This is a genomic window from Mesorhizobium sp. LSJC285A00 (assembly GCF_000503155.1).
GTDB lineage: Bacteria > Pseudomonadota > Alphaproteobacteria > Rhizobiales > Rhizobiaceae > Mesorhizobium.
Genome location: NZ_AYVK01000003.1, coordinates 121,295 through 133,636 on the forward strand (window position 1 = coordinate 121,295; position 12,342 = coordinate 133,636).

Sequence of the window (12,342 nt, forward strand, 5' to 3'; positions counted from 1 at the left end):
CAATTGATGCAAAAGCTGCCGAGGTTCCCCATAGTCGGTATTGGCGCCTCTGCGGGCGGCATTGCCGCAATGGAGGGATTTTTTCGCGGGATGCCGTCTTCGAGCGGGATGGCGTTCGTGATCGTCACGCATCTCAGCCCGGAACGGGAAAGTCTGCTGCACGAAGTGATTGCGCTTTACACCGGAATTCCGGTTCGTGTCGCTGAAGATGCAATGGATATCCATCCTGACACCGTCTACGTGATGCCGCACAACGCGATCCTCACCATCGAAAATTCCAGCCTAAAGCTGCGCCAACCGAATTCGGTGTCCAGGGAGCGCAAGCCCATCGATATCTTTTTCAGCGCGCTGGCCGAGGATCAGGGCGAATACGCCGTCGGGGTCGTCCTGTCGGGCGGCGATTCCGACGGTACGTTGGGCATCAAGGCAATCAAGGAGCATGGCGGCCTGACGCTGGCGCAACTCTCCGACGAGTCGGGTCCGAGCAATCCCGACATGCCGCGCAGCGCGATCAGTTCCGGTCTGATCGATATCGCCATCCCAGCCGATGAGATGGGTGCGAAACTCATGGAATTTGCCCACAGCTTTGAACTGCTCGACGAGCTTGAAGCTGACGATGGCAAGGCCAGTGCTTTGAAACTCCGCAAGGGCCAGGAGGAAATCTACGCGATCCTGCGCAGCCATTCGGGACATGATTTCTCGGGCTACAAGGCCAAGACGTTCTTGCGTCGCGTCAGGCGACGCATGCAAATAACACAGAACACCGCGATCGATGCCTATATAGAGTTGCTTCGTTCAAATGCGGAGGAAGTGCGGTCGCTGTTTCGCGACCTGCTGATCAACGTGACAAATTTCTTCCGCGACACGGACGCTTTCAAGACCCTGGAAGAAACCGTCATCCCCAAACTTTTCGAAGGCAAGGACGCCAACGATACGATCCGCGTCTGGGTGCCCGGCTGCGCAACCGGCGAGGAAGTCTTCTCGATCGGAATGCTGATGCGCGAGCATATGGATACACTTTCGGCTGTGCCGCGCATCCAGATTTTCGCCACGGACATCGATGACGCGGCGCTGGGCATCGCACGTTCGGCGCGCTATCCGGAGTCATTGCTTGCGGGCGTTTCGCCTGCACGTCGCGAACGCTTCTTCAGCAATGACGGCACAAGTTTCATCTTGAGCAAGAGCGTACGTGATCTCTGCATCTTCTCGGCGCACAGCGTCATCCGCGATCCACCCTTCTCGCGCATGGACATGGTGTCGTGCCGGAACCTCCTGATCTATTTCGGCCCCGATGTGCAAAAGCAGGTTATTCCGACCTTCCACTATTCGCTGAAGCCTGGTGGCTATCTGTTCCTTGGCACCTCCGAAAGCATAAGCCAGCATGCCGACCTGTTTGCACCGGTCGACAAGAAACAACGGATCTTCAAGGCACGAGAACATTCGGCGCCGCCGCGGCTGCCGATCTTGTTGAATGCTGCGCCTGCAACCAACTTTTCCAGCGCCAATGACACACATGCCCGCCGCGGCTTGTCTTATTCCCTAAGGCAAACCGTTGAAGCGCAGGTTCTCGAACGCTTCGCTCCGGCTCACGTCGTCGTCAATGGTGATGGAGATGTCGTCTATTACTCGGTCCGAACCGGCAAATATCTCGAGCCGCCGCAAGGGGTGCCGAGCAGACAATTGCTCACAATGGCACGCAGCGGCCTGCGTCTGGAATTGCGCGGCGCTTTGCGGGAAGCCGCCGAGGGCCGGCGCACGGTTGTGCGCGAAGCGATAGCCATTGAAGAAGATGAAGATCGTGTCCAATTCGTCACATTGACGATCGAGCCCTTGACTGATCGCGGCAGCGGCGAGCCGCTGTTTCTCGTCCTGTTCGAGCCGGTGGGCCAGCCGCAGCCGCGGCTGGAGGCTCTAAAGGTTCGACAGCCGGTGGCATCTGGGATTGCTGATTTCGAACGCGAGCTCCGCGATACGCGCGAGCGCCTGCAATCGACGATCGAAGAATATGAGACCGCGTTGGAGGAGTTGAAATCTTCCAATGAGGAACTCGTCTCGGTCAACGAAGAGGCCCAGTCCTCCAATGAGGAGCTCGAGGCCTCCAAGGAAGAAATGCAGTCCCTCAATGAGGAATTGAACACCATCAATGCCGAACTGGTTTCCAAGATCGAGGATCTCGATCGTGCCAACAGCGATCTGAAGAACCTGTTCGAGAGCACACAGATCGCGACTGTTTTTCTCGATACCAAGCTGGTTATCCGCAGCTTCACGCCGGCGGCGTCTTCGTTCTTCAACTTGCTGCCGACCGACATCGGAAGACCGCTGACCGATCTTGCCAGCCGGCTCGATTATCCGCACCTGCGCGACCATATTGCCCAGGTTTTCAGGGCCGGCGAGATGATCGAGCACCAGCTGCCGCGCGATAGCAACGGCATCCACTATCTCGTGCGGCTGATCCCCTACCGCGACAGCGCGCGGAAAATCCAGGGCGTGGTGGTGACCTTTGTCGATGTGACGACCATGGCTGAAGCCGAAGCCCACCAGCGGGTATTGATCTCGGAACTCAACCATCGGGTCAAGAACATGCTGGCTGTTACGGTCAGCATTGCCAGTCAGACCCTGAAAAATGCTCCCTCTTCGGAGGCTTTCGCCGAAGCGCTCATCGGTCGCCTGCGCGCCATGGCCCGGGCCTACGGAGTGCTCTCGCGTGAAAGCTGGAAAGAGGTCTCGGTAGAGGAAATCGTGCGGCAGGAAGTCGAGCCGTTCGGGCTGGAACGCATCAACACCACAGGCGAGGACATTCGGCTCAAGCCTCAGCAGGGCCTGTCGCTTGGCATGGTGATCCATGAACTTGCCACGAATGCTGGAAAATATGGCGCCTTGTCCGTGCCAAACGGCGTGGTGTCCGTGACTTGGTCGGCGTCGGATCACGGTTTTCAGCTCGAATGGTTAGAAAGCGGCGGTCCCGCTGTCATTCCGCCTGAGAAGACGGGATTTGGTCTTTCGCTGGTGAAAGGCGAAATTGAGTATCGGCTTGGCGGAAATTTTGAAACATCTTTCGGTTCCGATGGTTTGAGCTTGCGGATTGAGTTTCCGTTTGATCATCGGGAGAGCGAAACGTGACTGCATCTCGTATCCTTATCGTCGAAGATGAATGGCTGGTCGCGGAGGAGCACCGCGCAATTCTGGAAGAGGCCGGCTTCGCCATCGCCGGGCCAGTGCCGTCCGTTGCTCGCGCGAAAAAGCTGATCGAGAGTGAAGTCATATCTGCCGCGGTCCTGGACATTGGTCTCGGCGGCGAGACCAGCGCTGCCCTTGTCCCTCTTCTAGCGCAACGCGGAATTCCGTTTGTTTTCGTCAGTGGGTACACAACATCCGACATTCCGCAGGATTTGCGTCATCACAAGATGCTGTCAAAACCCGTGTGGGCTGCCGCGCTGGTCGAGGCCGTGCGAAATATGCTCGGTGTTCAACCGACAGCTTTGGCAAGACACCAGGACAGCGGAACGGTGCCAACCCAACGAGAAGCCCGGTAACTGCACAAAGACACTGGTTTTTCATCAGATATGCGACGACATTCGGGTCCAGGCCCGAGACGGCGTCGCCGGCAAGTGCCTGCGATCCGGCCGGCACGATTGGCATGCTCCCGGTCTGGCGTACTCCAGCGCTGGGCGAAACTTCGCCACGGCGCGACGATTGGTCAGGCGATGAGCCTATCAAACGACGGGCAGTTCGCCCTCGGTTTGCCTCGCGTCGAATAGGACGCCAAGGCCGTAAGTGACGGCGCCAGCGGCTATCATCTCTGCCAACGCTGCGCTTGACACCGGGCAATGCGGCATGATTGCCTTGATCGCGAGTTCGGCATTCGCGATCGACACGAAATCGTGCCGTCGCTTACGGGTCTCCAGATATTGTTCGATCAACATCTGCAGTCGCCTTCTTTCTATTTCATCGCCAGCCATTGGTTCCTCCTGTAGACAGTCTGAAAGCCCACCACGCCTAAGGAGCGGTGGGCCTGGCGGCCCTTTTTGAGGACCGTTGACTCGAGTGAGGCGAGCAGCGTTGCTGACCAGGATGTCGAGACCGCCGAGGGGCGTTGCTGCTTCATCGACCAGCTTTCTGCAAAAGGCCTAATTGCGGATATCGCCGGCAAGCCTTTTGACCTGCCGCTTTTATTAGGTCCACCAGTTCGTCGGCGTCTTCCTGTTCTTCGGGGAGGTAGCCGAAAGCAACGTCCGCACCCTCGCGCGCGAATGCAATCGCCGCCGCACGACCGATTCCGGAATCGCCGCCGGTTATCAGCGCTTTGCGACCGGCAAGCCTGCCTGACCCCTTGTAGGTTGTCTCGCCGTGATCCGGGCGCGGCACCATCTTGTTGGTCAAACCCGGCCACTTCTGTTCCTGTGGCTTGAACGGCGGCTGGGGATATCGCGTCACCGGATTCTGTTTGAGCATCGGGCTAGCAGGGCCCGCTTTAGCAGGCACTGTTCCCGTATCGGCTGACGCCGTGGAAGCATAAGCGGCGACAATTCCTCCCGCTATGCTTCCAACCACAAGTCTACGCGCTGCGTCTGGTACATCATCATGCTGATCGTGGTTCATCATGGGCTCGCTTTGACGGCAGGTGATCGTTACGGAAGTGCCACCTAACCGGCCGCCGACGCGAATGTTCCCTTATGATTGCAGTGAAGTGTCGGTCGCCTTGCCCGTCTCAGCCGTGAGGCCGCATCACCACTTTGACACAACCATCCTGCTTGTCGCGGAACGTCTTGTAGAGGCCCTGTTTCCAGATCGGCCCGGTGGGTAATCACAAGGGAGGGATCGATTTCGCCGTTCTGGACCATGGCCAAAAGAGGTTCGAGGAGCGTTGCGTGTGCGTCTGGCCCATCCGGAAAGTCGGCCCCTTATTCATCGCCGCGCCAAACGGGATATGATCGACCAGGCCAACATAGACGCCGGGCCCGAGATTGTGCCGCCCTTGCGGCAGCAATAGATTTGCCTCGCGCAGCACATGCCGTCTCTGCGAATGCCAGCCCGTTTGATGACGCGAAATATCAGCTCAGTCGCTGGACGCCGACCCCGGCTCGGCCATCCTACGGTGCTGTTCGGCCAAGGTGCCTGCCGGCGTGACATGCGCGGCGGCAACCTGCAGCTTGTTTTTCCAACCGCTGACGACCTGTTCATCACCGGCCATCATCGCCTCGTAACCCGTCTTGGCGACATCGGCCGGATTGTCCTTTTCATCGGTGCCGACCTTGGTATCCATCATTTCAGCGCGCTCGAAGAATCGCGTCTGCGTAGGGCCAGGCATCAGCACGGTGACCGTCACGCCGCTATCTTTCAGCTCATGGCGGAGCGCGATCGAGAAGGAATCGATGAACGCCTTCGTGCCGTTGTAGACGGCCTGGAATGTGCCGGGCATGAAGCCGGCGATCGATCCGGTGAACAGGATGCGCCCGCGGCCTCGCCGGGCCATCTTGGCGCCGAGCTCATGCGCCAGATAGACCGTTCCGGTGACATTGGTGTCGATGATCCGGCGGACTTTTCGCCAGTCCTGGTCGACGAAGCCGTTGCCGAGCCCGCGTCCCGCATTGAGAAACAACAGGTCGATATCGCGATCGCCGATCTGGGAGATCAACCGATCGGCGCCCTCGACGGTCGCCAGGTCGGCCTCAATGGCTTCGACCGTTACATTGTGGGTCTCAAGTGCCTCTGCCGCCTGCCGGATGGCCGGCTCGTCGGCGGCGATGATCAGGTCGTAACCGTCTTTAGCGCACAGCTTTGCGAGTTCCCTTCCGATGCCACTCGAGGCGCCGGTCACCACAGCGAGTTTGGCGTCCGTCATCATATCCTCCATCTTCGTGCCATCGGAACCACGAGCGGGCACAATTGTTCCGCGGCGTTTGGGCTGGATTGATCGTGCGCTGTCATGACGGTCAGGCGACGGTCGTCGTCGCGGTCCTTGCGCGCATTCATGGATGAGCGTTGGGGCAAAAGCCGTTCTTCGCCATGAGAACTCGCGATGGCCTACCTTCAAAAGGCCCCCAAACGCATGGATTGAGTACTCAGAACGGCAATGAGCCTAATCAGTTGAAGTTGGAACAAGTGGCTCGGTTGGAAGTTCGAACCGTGCAGCGTTGTTGCCCTCCCATGTTGATGCTGCGCGATCGGGTCATCCCCTCAGCCCGATCTCCCGCGCTTCTCCGCGCCAAAGAGAAGCGCGGGCCTCCCTCTTTCACGGCTGTCCGGGATGAGCGTTTTGTTACGTTGACTAGCCGACCTCACAGGCTCGTCGTCGGTTTCGTTGACGAGCTCTCCGAGGGCTCTAGATCATTGATGCCGGACGCAGTTGGTTCGGGCCGGGGAGGAAATCCGCGTGGTGCATACAACGCGCGCTGTACCCCATAACGACCGTCATTTTCCGGTTGGCTGCCTGTGCTTGCTGCTGATTCTAGCCGGGTTGGCCGGATGCTCGTCTTCCAATCAGGTGGCGCAGCAATCACGAAGCGCGGCCTCCGCGGCACAGACCGTATCGATGGTGCTGGATGCCTGGGGGGAGGGAGCGGCACCGTCCGCCTATGCCACGGCCGCACTGCACTCGGTCGGAAAAACGCTGGCCGATGTCGAGGCGGAAATTCGATCGGCCGAGACCGCTGAACCAGCCGGGCGAGCAGGACTGACGGCAGCAGTCAACAGTTTGTCGGTTGCGGTGGCGCATGCCGAGGCGGGATTGCGGGTGAACAATCGCACTGAGGTGAAAAGCGCACAACAGGATCTTCGGGCGGCCATGCGCTCGCTCGCCGCCGCTTACACCAGCGCTTTCGGACCAAAGCCGTGAAGAAGCTTCTGGAAATATCGCTTGGCGTCGTCACCAGTGTCGGAGGTTTCCTCGAAGTCGGGTCGATGGCTACGGCGGCGCAGGCGGGTGCCGCCTTCGGATTCCAGCTGATCTGGGCCATAGTTCTCGGCACCATATGCATCATCTTTTTGGTTGAAATGGCCGGTCGGTTCGCCGCGATGAGCCATCACACGATCTCAGAGGGCATTCGTGAAAGATTTGGGTTCAACGTCTTCCTATGGCCGTTGCTCGTCGTCCTTCTCGTCAATTTCATGGTGCTGTCCGCTGAGATCGGCGGTGTGGCCATCGCACTCGAACTTGCCACCGGCATAGGCTTCCAGTGGTGGGCACTGCCGGTGGCGTTGCTGGCATGGCTGCTGCTGTGGAAAGGCACGTTTGGCTTTATCGAGAAAGGCGTTTCGGTCCTCGGCCTCGTGACGCTGTGCTTCGTGGTTGGTGCGGTGATGTTAAAGCCCGACTGGACAGCGGTCGCTGGCAGCGCCGTGCCTTCGCTGCCGGCTCACGATGCCATCAATTACTGGTTCATGGCGGCCAGCATTCTCGGCGCGTCGATATCGCCTTATCTTTTCATGTTCTATTCCTCGGGAGCTATCGAGGACAAATGGGATGAAAGCCACCTTGGGGCCAATCGTGCCATCGCCGGGCTGGGCATGACCTTCGGTGGGACCATTTCGATCGGCGTGTTGATCGTCGCTGCTCTCGTTCTCGCGACGCGCGGCATCGACCAGGTGGACGACTATCACCAACTGCCGTTGATGCTGATCCCTATATTCGGCTTCTGGGGGTTCGTTCTATTCGTTGCCTCGCTCGCCATTGCCTGTTTCGGCGCCGCACTCGAAGTCGGGTTGCAACAGGCATATCTGGTGGCACAGGGCTTTGGCTGGACGTGGGGTGAGGATCGCAAGCCGCGCGATGATCCGGGCTTCAGTGCCGTCTATACGGCATCATTGTTTTTGGCCGCCATTCCGATCATGCTTGGCCTCGACCCACTGAGGCTGACCATCTTTTCCATGGCGGTAACGGCGGCGAGCCTTCCGCTGACGGTAGTTCCATTTCTCTTCCTGCTGAATGACGAACGCTATGTCGGCGAACATCGCAACGGCATCATTTCGAATGCCGCCGTTGTCTTCATTATCGCGCTTGCCTTCGTGCTCGCCGTGGTGACGATTCCGCTGCAGATATTCGGAGGCACATGATGGAATTGATGCGTGATCTCCTGGACAAGCAGGTGTTCGACCGCCGGCGGGTCAAGATCGGCAAGGTCGACGGAGTGGTGGCCGAGTTGCGGCGGGGCAAACCACCAAGGATTGTCGCGATAGAACTCGGCTCCATCACTTTGGCGCGCCGCCTTGGCGCGCGGCCCGGGGAATGGATGGCGCAACTGGCGACGAGGGTGGGTGGCAAACGCCACGCCGAGCCACACAGGATTGCGTGGAAAAAGGTGCAGGACAACGGGCTCGACATCGAATGTGACATCGAGGTGGGCGAGACGTCGATTTTCGCCTGGCAGGACTGGTTGCGCGATCATGTCATCGGGCGCATCCCAGGAGCGTGATGATGAGGACAGTCAACCTCGAACATCTTGCCGGGCGACGCGTGCTCTCGCAGCGTGGAAAGAGCATCGGTCACATCGAAGAGATTCTCGCCGAACAGCGTGGCGACGAGCTCGTCGTTACTGAATTCCACGTTGGCATCTACGCCGCGTTCGAGCGTCTGTCGGCTTCGACCATCGGCATCGCGATGCTCGACCTGTTTCGGCTGCGCCGTCGCGACGGCCTGTACCGCATTCCCTGGGATAAACTCGATATCTCCGATCCGGCGCGACCGCGGCTGCTATGCCCGATGACCGAGCTTCCCGGATGGAAAGGGCAAAAGGACCTTCGGGAGTAGATGGCTACGGCTGGGAGGGCTAAGGCGCCGGCGTTTTGCCGGCGAACAGCCGTTCGTGCAGATGGCGCCTCCGCAAAGATTACTGCAGGTTTCTTGCGAAGGAAGATGCGGGCATGTCCTGGAATAACGAATTCGACTTTGCCGAATTCCTCAAACCCATGAAGCCGGTAAAATTGAGGCGCCTGGAAACTGCTCGTCTCGACGACGGCTCTCTTGCATCCGCGCCTAATGGCTTCCTCCTCAATCGCCATAAGAAGCTGTGATCCATAGGATCGGCCACGCAATTTGTCAGGCAAGAAGAACATGTCGAGAAACAGGAGCCCCAGTTCCGTTCTGCCCCAAATTCCACCCCAGATCTTTCCCGAGGGGTCGGTAAGCTCCGCGCCGATCACTGCCCGGTCATCGATTCCGGTTTGTTCGATGTTGTGTCGATAGAGCGCAGCGGCCGCCTGCGTTCGTGCATCCCCGTTGTGAGCCAGAGCGATTGTAAATCCTTCGGATCGAGCCGGCATGCGTTCTGCTCCTGCGTCGGAATGGTCTTGAGATTCAACCGTCAGACTAACATCAAGGCGGCCGGTTCGCTCGCAGCTCTGATCGCCGCTTCTGTTGTAACCCGTCTTGCCCACATTCCGCATCGCGATCCGCGTCGGATGCATGCAGCCGCGCCCAACATATCGCTTTGGTGTTGAACAAAGCCCATCCTGCCCTTGTCAGGTCTCATCACAATTCGTGCGACGTCAAGAGTGTCCACCTCGACGAAGGCTGCTGCGGATCACAATCCATTACGCCGGGAACAATGAGAAAAACCTGTCGTTGGGAAAGCGATCGCAATTCGGCGATTCAAACACGGAGACTCCAATGTTGAAGAAAATTCTAGCCGCGTCGGTGCTAACTATTGCCTTGGCCGGTTCCGCCTTGGCGCAGACAAATGGAACGGGTGCTGGCGGCACGGCTGGCACGGGTAATGGAACTGGTACTGGAACTGTTGGCAGCGGCGGCGCCGCTGGCACTGGCAGCGGGAATGCGGCCGTGCCAACCGATCCGAATTCCACAAACTCGACTACAAAATCGAACGGCATGACCGACCGTTGCAAGGACGCCGCAGGCAATGACATCGATAACAACACTGCAAGTGGCGCAACGACCTCGACCGTGCAAAATTGCAACAAGTAGTCGATGGACCTAGCGGCTTCGGCCGCCCGAAGGCCCGCCATCAAGACAATGGCGGGCCTCCGAATACGTGCCTCGCATGCTGCCTGGATACATAGGAGCACATGTGTCCAAAGAGACCCGGCGGGCCAAACTCGATCGCTTAGCAGCCTCGATTCCGAAGCACGAATTCGAATTCCTAATGAAGATTGCAAAGCTAAGCCGTCATGACCTACTTGGCCTGATCGCTAAACACGATGGCGGCAGGGGCAAGGTCTATAGGGACCTTGCGGCCCACTTGGCAGCAACTCAGGCCGCCCCGGAGCCCGTGCGTGAGGCGGCAGCTGACGACGGCCAAACAGCTGGAGCATCTCCTGCCAGGAACTCGCCCGCCGGCAAGTAGCGGCGAAGATCATTTCGGTGCCAGCCCTGACGCTCCACGGAAGCGACCACCGTGTCGTCTTCCAAAGTCTTCGAATGGGTTGGACGAGCATTTCACCGCGCCTTACCGACGAGTACTGCTGGATACGGCAACCGATAGGCGCTTTAAGTCCGGCTGCAATTCAGGTTCATCGGACATGCCGGAACCTGAAGCGCCGCCGCGCATTTCGTCTCCAAGCATGACCGATCTTGCGGTAATCGCCAGGGAGAAATCCAAATGCAAACTTCAGGCGCAACTTCACAGCAAAACCTTGGCCGATTGGCCATAGAACCGTTTTCCGGCACGGTGACGGTGCGGTTTTCCGACGCCATCGTCGCAGCTACGGAGCGGGCGAAGGTCCTGCGTGAAGACGGGCACGAGCCCGTTTTCTATATCCCCTTCGAGGACATCTATTTCGATCTTTTCGAAAAGACCGACACCACCACCCGGTGCCCGCTTAAAGGCACCGCAACCTACTGGCGTGTCCACGCCGTCGGCAGTTCTTCCGACGATTTCATGTGGGCCTACGAAACGCCCGATGCGGCCGCTCTGGCTATTGCAGGTCACGCCGCTTTCGATCCGGAAAAGGCCCGTATCGATGTCGACCCTGCCGAGGACAAGCGACACACGCCACATATCGTCGAATAGGTTTCATCAGGCAGAGACAATCACGGTAACGACAGGCGCGATGAGCAGTTTCTACCAGGCGGCAAAGATTGCGGAGGAGGTTCACGCGTCGCAGCGCGATAAGACCGGGCGGCCCTACATCGAGCATTGCCGCCGTGTCGTCGACGCTGTCGAGACAATCGATCAGAAGACTGTTGCCTACCTTCATGACGTTCTGGAGAAAGGCGAAGGCTGGACCCGCGCCAAGCTCGAAGAAGCAGGCTTCGGACCGACAATTGCCGCGGCGGTCGATGCCATGTCGCGCAGGCCGGATGAGGAGTATTTCGCCTTTGTCCGGCGGGCTGCGTCGAACCCAGTGGCGCTCCCCGTAAAACGCGCCGATCTGGAGGACAACATCTGGCAGTCGAGGCAGGTCGGAGCGTCGGCGGCCAAATATGAAGAGGGCCTTCGCATACCTGACCAAGAGTTCTCCCGACAATAGTGCGCGCCCGACGCTGGCATTGCATCTGCCGAGGCAGCCATCGCCTGCGAGAGCTTGCGGCGCACAGCACGTTTCGGCTCTCCTGGCCGTCAGTTTTTCCGCGCCGGCGTGCGCCTGGGGGTCGTCGTCTGGACCATGGAACGTGTGATCGGGTCAAAGCTCCTCCGGAGATGGATCGCAGCGTCTCGAAAAGGAGTAACGGCCCGGCTCGGAATCAGGAACTCCTCCGGCACCGGCGCGTTGACCAGCAAGCCGGGACGAGTTCCCGGCCTCCGCGGGTGGCGGGCAAGCCGCCGCCAAACCCGAACTTCTGCACAATGAAAGGTAAGGCCATGGGCTTCTTTTCGAAGGACATCAAGACACTCGACGATCTCTTCGTGCACACGCTGCGCGACATCTATTACGCCGAAAAGCAGATCGAGAAAGCGCTGCCGAAGATGATCGGCAAGGCAACCGATCCGCAATTGAAGGCCGGATTCGAAAAACACCTCGAGCAGACCAAAGGCCATATCGAGCGCGTCGAACAGGTGTTCGAATTGCATGGCGTCAAGGCCAAGGAGGTCAACTGCCCGGCGATAGACGGCATTCTCGAAGAAGCCGACGATGTGAGCGGCGACGTTGACGACAAGGAGGTCCTAGACGCGGCACTGATAGCGTCGGCGCAGGCGGTCGAACATTATGAGATGACCAGATATGGCACGCTCATCGCCTGGGCCAAGCAGCTTGGCCGCAGCGACTGCGCCAACGTGTTGGCCAAGAACCTGAAAGAAGAGCAGGCGACCGATCGCAAGCTCACCGAAATGGCGGAAAGCAAGATCAACATGCAGGCTGCCGAGTAGACCGTCCGAGGTCATGATGAGATCTGGTTGAAATCTCATCATGACCTAACCCTGTTGAAGCATGATTTTTCCAAAACCG

The 12,342-nt window shown here is 58.9% G+C and carries 13 protein-coding genes and 3 pseudogenes; 11 read left to right on the forward strand and 5 right to left on the reverse strand.

Annotated features, from left to right (window positions below):
• Window positions 1-6 precede the first annotated feature (6 nt).
• Both X726_RS163605 and X726_RS0134495 read left to right on the forward strand, forming a co-directional pair.
• Window positions 7-3,120 carry a CheR family methyltransferase gene (locus X726_RS163605; protein ID WP_031214604.1) on the forward strand — a complete coding sequence of 1,038 codons (3,114 nt, stop codon included), beginning with the start codon at window positions 7-9 and terminating at the stop codon, window positions 3,118-3,120.
• Complete coding sequence (locus X726_RS0134495) at window positions 3,117-3,533, forward strand: response regulator (protein WP_023668061.1); 417 nt, start codon at window positions 3,117-3,119, stop codon at window positions 3,531-3,533. Before X726_RS163605 ends, X726_RS0134495 begins: the two co-directional genes overlap by 4 nt.
• A 180-nt stretch (window positions 3,534-3,713) precedes the next feature.
• Here X726_RS0134495 and X726_RS163600 read toward each other — a convergent pair whose 3' ends face one another.
• From X726_RS163600 to X726_RS163595, 4 genes and pseudogenes are all read right to left on the reverse strand, one after another.
• Window positions 3,714-3,959, reverse strand: coding sequence for a hypothetical protein (locus X726_RS163600; protein WP_023668062.1), 246 nt, complete (start codon window positions 3,957-3,959; stop codon window positions 3,714-3,716).
• Between the two features lie 90 nt (window positions 3,960-4,049).
• Window positions 4,050-4,452: pseudogene (locus tag X726_RS1000000170375) on the reverse strand (SDR family NAD(P)-dependent oxidoreductase); the annotation flags it as partial.
• Window positions 4,453-4,708: 256 nt separating this feature from the next.
• Window positions 4,709-4,957, reverse strand: a pseudogene (locus X726_RS1000000171480) (glutathione-dependent formaldehyde dehydrogenase); the annotation flags it as partial.
• Between the two features lie 99 nt (window positions 4,958-5,056).
• Entirely contained in the window at window positions 5,057-5,842 is a 786-nt protein-coding gene (locus X726_RS163595; protein WP_031214605.1) for an SDR family NAD(P)-dependent oxidoreductase, read from the reverse strand.
• A 531-nt stretch (window positions 5,843-6,373) separates the two neighbouring features.
• On the opposite strand from X726_RS163595, the gene X726_RS0134505 reads away from it, so the two are divergent.
• From X726_RS0134505 to X726_RS1000000172340, 5 genes are all read left to right on the forward strand, one after another.
• Window positions 6,374-6,835: a hypothetical protein gene (locus X726_RS0134505; protein ID WP_245260111.1), complete on the forward strand. Its 462-nt coding sequence runs from the start codon at window positions 6,374-6,376 to the stop codon at window positions 6,833-6,835.
• On the forward strand, window positions 6,832-8,052 hold the full coding sequence (locus tag X726_RS163590; RefSeq protein WP_023668066.1) for a divalent metal cation transporter: 1,221 nt from the start codon (window positions 6,832-6,834) through the stop codon (window positions 8,050-8,052). Before X726_RS0134505 ends, X726_RS163590 begins: the two co-directional genes overlap by 4 nt.
• A complete protein-coding gene (locus X726_RS163585) occupies window positions 8,049-8,411 on the forward strand; it encodes a hypothetical protein (protein WP_245260251.1) in 363 nt (120 codons plus the stop codon). Before X726_RS163590 ends, X726_RS163585 begins: the two co-directional genes overlap by 4 nt.
• Before the next feature lie 2 nt (window positions 8,412-8,413).
• Window positions 8,414-8,746, forward strand: a complete 333-nt coding sequence (locus tag X726_RS163580) for a hypothetical protein (RefSeq protein WP_023681169.1) — start codon at window positions 8,414-8,416, stop codon at window positions 8,744-8,746.
• A 113-nt stretch (window positions 8,747-8,859) separates the two neighbouring features.
• Window positions 8,860-9,009, forward strand: coding sequence for a hypothetical protein (locus tag X726_RS1000000172340; protein ID WP_023668069.1), 150 nt, complete (start codon window positions 8,860-8,862; stop codon window positions 9,007-9,009).
• Here the strand turns inward: X726_RS1000000172340 and X726_RS1000000172345 are convergent.
• Window positions 8,953-9,402 (reverse strand): annotated as a pseudogene (locus X726_RS1000000172345) (GNAT family N-acetyltransferase); the annotation flags it as partial. The gene X726_RS1000000172340 and the pseudogene X726_RS1000000172345 overlap by 57 nt on opposite strands.
• A 202-nt stretch (window positions 9,403-9,604) precedes the next feature.
• Here X726_RS1000000172345 and X726_RS0134510 point away from each other — a divergent pair.
• The 4 genes from X726_RS0134510 (at window position 9,605) to X726_RS163560 (ending at window position 12,263) form a co-directional block, all read left to right on the forward strand.
• Window positions 9,605-9,919 carry a hypothetical protein gene (locus X726_RS0134510; protein WP_031201473.1) on the forward strand — a complete coding sequence of 105 codons (315 nt, stop codon included), beginning with the start codon at window positions 9,605-9,607 and terminating at the stop codon, window positions 9,917-9,919.
• 634 nt (window positions 9,920-10,553) lie between these two features.
• On the forward strand, window positions 10,554-10,964 hold the full coding sequence (locus X726_RS163570; protein ID WP_031214606.1) for a DUF427 domain-containing protein: 411 nt from the start codon (window positions 10,554-10,556) through the stop codon (window positions 10,962-10,964).
• Window positions 10,965-11,004: 40 nt separating this feature from the next.
• Window positions 11,005-11,424 carry an HD domain-containing protein gene (locus tag X726_RS163565; RefSeq protein ID WP_023668074.1) on the forward strand — a complete coding sequence of 140 codons (420 nt, stop codon included), beginning with the start codon at window positions 11,005-11,007 and terminating at the stop codon, window positions 11,422-11,424.
• Window positions 11,425-11,756: 332 nt separating this feature from the next.
• The gene (locus X726_RS163560; protein ID WP_023668075.1) at window positions 11,757-12,263 is read left to right on the forward strand and encodes a ferritin-like domain-containing protein; all 507 of its coding nucleotides are present in this window, start codon (window positions 11,757-11,759) and stop codon (window positions 12,261-12,263) included.
• Window positions 12,264-12,342: the final 79 nt, after the last annotated feature.